This is a genomic window from Oerskovia sp. NPDC060287, from assembly GCF_042726775.1.
Classification (GTDB): domain Bacteria; phylum Actinomycetota; class Actinomycetes; order Actinomycetales; family Cellulomonadaceae; genus Oerskovia; species Oerskovia merdavium.
This window is the reverse complement of record NZ_JBHXBO010000324.1, coordinates 1-3,782: the sequence shown is the minus strand read 5'-3', so window position 1 is coordinate 3,782 and position 3,782 is coordinate 1. Positions and strand designations below refer to the sequence as shown.

4 protein-coding genes are annotated in these 3,782 nt (G+C 74.3%); 2 read left to right on the top strand and 2 right to left on the bottom strand.

Features of this window, described 5'->3' with window-relative positions; translation table 11 throughout:
* Positions 1-166: 166 nt before the first annotated feature.
* On the bottom strand, positions 167-949 hold the full coding sequence (locus ACFWFR_RS18275) for a deoxyribonuclease IV (RefSeq protein WP_377624016.1): 783 nt from the start codon (positions 947-949) through the stop codon (positions 167-169).
* 57 nt (positions 950-1,006) lie between these two features.
* Positions 1,007-1,621, bottom strand: coding sequence for an SRPBCC domain-containing protein (locus ACFWFR_RS18270; protein WP_377624014.1), 615 nt, complete (start codon positions 1,619-1,621; stop codon positions 1,007-1,009).
* 103 nt (positions 1,622-1,724) lie between these two features.
* On the opposite strand from ACFWFR_RS18270, the gene ACFWFR_RS18265 reads away from it, so the two are divergent.
* Together ACFWFR_RS18265 and ACFWFR_RS18260 are read left to right on the top strand one after the other, a co-directional pair.
* Complete coding sequence (locus ACFWFR_RS18265) at positions 1,725-2,024, top strand: MTH1187 family thiamine-binding protein (protein WP_068627689.1); 300 nt, start codon at positions 1,725-1,727, stop codon at positions 2,022-2,024.
* A 147-nt stretch (positions 2,025-2,171) separates the two neighbouring features.
* Positions 2,172-3,725, top strand: coding sequence for a hypothetical protein (locus ACFWFR_RS18260; RefSeq protein ID WP_191801559.1), 1,554 nt, complete (start codon positions 2,172-2,174; stop codon positions 3,723-3,725).
* Positions 3,726-3,782: the final 57 nt, after the last annotated feature.

Genomic DNA, 3,782 nt, shown 5'->3' with positions numbered 1-3,782 from the left:
GTTGCCCTGTTAAACGGGCTCGGGGCCCGGCCTGAACAACCGGGCCTCACCTCGCGCCGCAATGGCGGGGGGCGCCCGTCCCCCCCCCGTGGCGGCCCGCCCTCCGCATGCTCGGCCGACGCCCACCGCACCCGGACGCCCGCGGTGAGCTGCGCCGTCGGGCCTCTCAGCCCAGCCGCGAGCGCAGCCAGGCGATGTCCGGGCCCATGTCGCCGTGCGTCTCGCAGATGACGGGCGCCCCGGCCGAGGCGACGACCGCGACCAGCTCGTCGGGCGGGATGAGCCCGTCGCCGAAGTGCGCGTGGCGGTCGGCCCCCGAGTCGAACGTGTCCCGGCTGTCGTTCGCGTGCACCAGGTCGATCCGCCCCGTCACCGCGCGCACCTGGTCCGCGGCGGTGCTCAGGTCGATCCCGCCCGCCCAGGCGTGGCACGTGTCGAGCGTGAACCCGACCTGGTCGCCGCCCTCCGCAGCCCCGATCGCGTCCCACAGCCGCCCGATGCTCTCGATCGTCCGGGCCATCGACTTGGCCCCGCCCGCGGTGTTCTCGATCAGCACGGGGACCTTGGCGTCGAGCGCGTCGATCGCCTTGCGCCAGTTGTCGTAGCCGACCGCGACGTCGTCGGCCGCGGTCACGTGGCCGCCGTGCACGATCACGCCCTTGGCGCCGATCTCCGCCGCGCCGTCGACGATCTTCTGGAGCGACTTGCGGCTCGGGATGCGGATGCGGTTGTTGGTGCTCGCGACGTTGATGACGTACGGGGCGTGCACGTAGACGTCGAGGTCCGCGGCCGCGGCGTCCGCGCGCAGGGCCTCGGCGCCACCGGGGTACGTGAACTCGGCGCCCTTCCAGCCCTGCGGGTCGCCCAGGAAGACCTGGACCTGGTCGGCGCCGATCGCTCGTGCCTGGTTGACGGCGTCGGCCTGGTCGACGTGTGCTCCGATACGCATGGAGCCCACGCTACGTGCAGGGCGGGACGCCCGGCGCGGCGAGCCCGTGCCGGAGCGTCAGACCAGCGCCGCGAGCGCGTCGAGCCGGCGCTTCCAGAACTCCTTGAGCGGCGCGACCTCGTCGAGCGTCGGCACCCCCGAGTAGCTCACCCCCACCCGGGTCCGGGACCCGCCCGCCACGCCCGGGCTCGTCGCGTCGAAGGTCAGGAGCACCCGGCGTGCGCGGCCGGTCGCCCCGCCCACGGCCTCGGTGGGCCAGCGCAGCCGGACGGACCGGTCGATCGTCCGCCCGACGACGTCCAGGTCGCCCGCGACCCCGACCTCCGCCAGGGCGGGACCCAACCACGCGGCGCGAGCGGCGTCGTCGGACACGAGGGCGTAGACCGCAGCGGGCGTCGCGTCCACGGTCCTGGTGACCGAGACGTCGAACGTGCCGTCGGCACGCTGACCGGGTTCGCGCATCCCGCGCTCCTGCTCGTACGCGACCGTGAGCGACTGCGCCCACCACGCGTCGACCCCCTGCTCCTCGACGAGCCAGGTGGCGATCCGGGTGTGCGTCCACCCGGTCGCGTCCTGCGCGTCGAGGAGCTCGAACCATGCTGCCCGGGGCTGTCCCGTCGCGGCCACGACCGCGTCGTCCCCGACCGTCTGCGTGCTGCGTCTGGTGACCATGCGACCACGCTACGGCGCGCCCCGGAGCTCGGCAGAAGATGACGGCGCGCGTGCACCGCGCGGGCCCGCCCGGTGATCCGCAGGGACGCGGCATGATGGACGCATGGCCATCTTCGCTTTCTCCGTCGCCCCGCTCGGTGCCGGCGAGTCCGTCACGGACTCCGTCGCCGAGGCAGTCCGCATCGTCCGTGCCTCGGGGCTGCCCAACCGGACGACGTCGATGTTCACCGAGATCGAGGGTGAATGGGATGAAGTCATGGACGTCGTCAAGCGCGCGACGGAGGCGGTCGGTGCGGGCGGGCACCGGGTCTCCCTCGTCCTCAAGGCGGACATCCGCCCAGGTCACACGGGGGAGCTGACGGGCAAGGTCGAGCGCGTCGAGGAGCGCCTCGCGCGCGACTGAGCACCGTGCGCCACCGGCATCCCACAGGGTGAAACGGGCGTTTACGGCGTGCGCCCACGGGCGTCGTAGGCTATGCGGCAACGCCGCCGTCCCCGGCAGTGTTCGAGGCTGCGTTACGAGCCGTGTCACAAGTCGCAGGAGACCACGATGCCCCTCTTCGAGGTGGACGCCGAGCGTCCAGTTCTCGTCCGCCCGTCGCAGCCGGCGGGCGGGGGGTTCGGCACGGTCGCGCAGCGCGTGGTCGACGGTCACCTGGACGGCCTGCTCGGTGAGCAGATCTTCCCCGTGCGGCAGGGCTCGTCGGTCGACGAGCCGCATCTCCTGGCACTCGACGCGGCCGGGCTGCCCGTGGTCATCGAGGTCGTCGCCGAGCTGACCGAGGAGACGCTCACCCGGGCCATGAACCATGCGGGCCGGGCCGGCCAGCTCACGCGCGCCGAGCTCGCGAGCCGCTACGCCGGGGGTGCGGGGCGCTTCCAGCAGGACGTCTCGACGTTCTACGACAACGTCCCGCTGACCCGCTCGCAAGCCACGTCGCGCGCCACCGGGGCCCGCCTGATCGTCATCTGCTCGAGCGCGGAGGAGGGGATCGTGGACGCCCTCGACTTCCTGCGCCAGCCCGGGTCGTCGGTCTCGGTCCTCAAGCTCGGGGTCATGCACGGCGCGGACGGCCGCCGGTTCGTCGACGTCTCGCCCCTGGTCCCCGAGCGCAGGTCGCGCTCGACGGTTCCGGCGGCGCCGGCGCGTCCTGCGGTCGGGACCCGGTCCGCGGCCGCCACGGCCGACTTCGCGGAGGGCGTCGCGGTGGGCCGCGCGCTGACCGGCAAGCTGCCGATCGTCACGCAGCGCTCGCGCGCGGACCGTCGGCGCGGCACCGAGCTCGACGTCGCGGAGACTCTCTACGGCTCGTCCGCGGGGTCGATGGCCGAGACGGGGCGCCTCGAGCCCGTCCTCGACCCGGTGCTCCCCGCGCCCGTGCCCGCCGCTCCGGTCCCTGCGGACCTCGAGCTGAGCGTCCCGCCGGTCGTCCCCGGCCCGGTGCCGAGCCTTCCGACCGTCCTCCCCGAGCCGCCCACCGTCCCGCCCGTCCCGCTGCTGGCGAGCCCTCCGGGCGACGAGGCGTCGGAGCAGGGCCGCTACTCGTCGTCGTCGGCGTACTCGAGCCCGCCCGACGACGCCCTCTCGTCGCGCACGCCCAGCCGGTCCTCGATCCTGACCCGGGAGTCCATCCGGACGCGCGAGTCGATCCGGACGCGCGAGTCTGTGCTGACGCGAGAGTCCTTCCAGGCCGAGGAGCCCGCGTACGACCCGCTGTCCTACCAGCCGCCCGCGAACGTCCCCGTGGTCGACGCCCTGAGCACGATCGACCCGCTCGGGCAGGGCCTCGTGCCCTCCCCGCCGCCTCCGCCCGCGCCGGCTCTCGACGACGACCCGGACGACGACCCCGACCTCCACGCGCTCGCGCGGTCCTTCGGCACGCCGGTCGCGCTCGTCTGGTCGCGCCCGCGCCGCGGGCAGCGCTTCGAGGCGGTCCTGTACCCGGACGGATTCATCGAGCTGACCGACGGCGCCCGCTTCCGTCACCCGGACGCGGCAGCGGTCGCGGTGTCGGGGACCGCGACGGCCGACGGGTGGAGCGTGTGGCGCCTGGGCGACGGCGGGCCCACGCTCACGGACGCGTTCCGCGAGCAGTACGCCTGACACCTGGACGCGTCAGGCCGGCGCGACACCGCTGAGGCCGCCGACGAACGGGAAGGG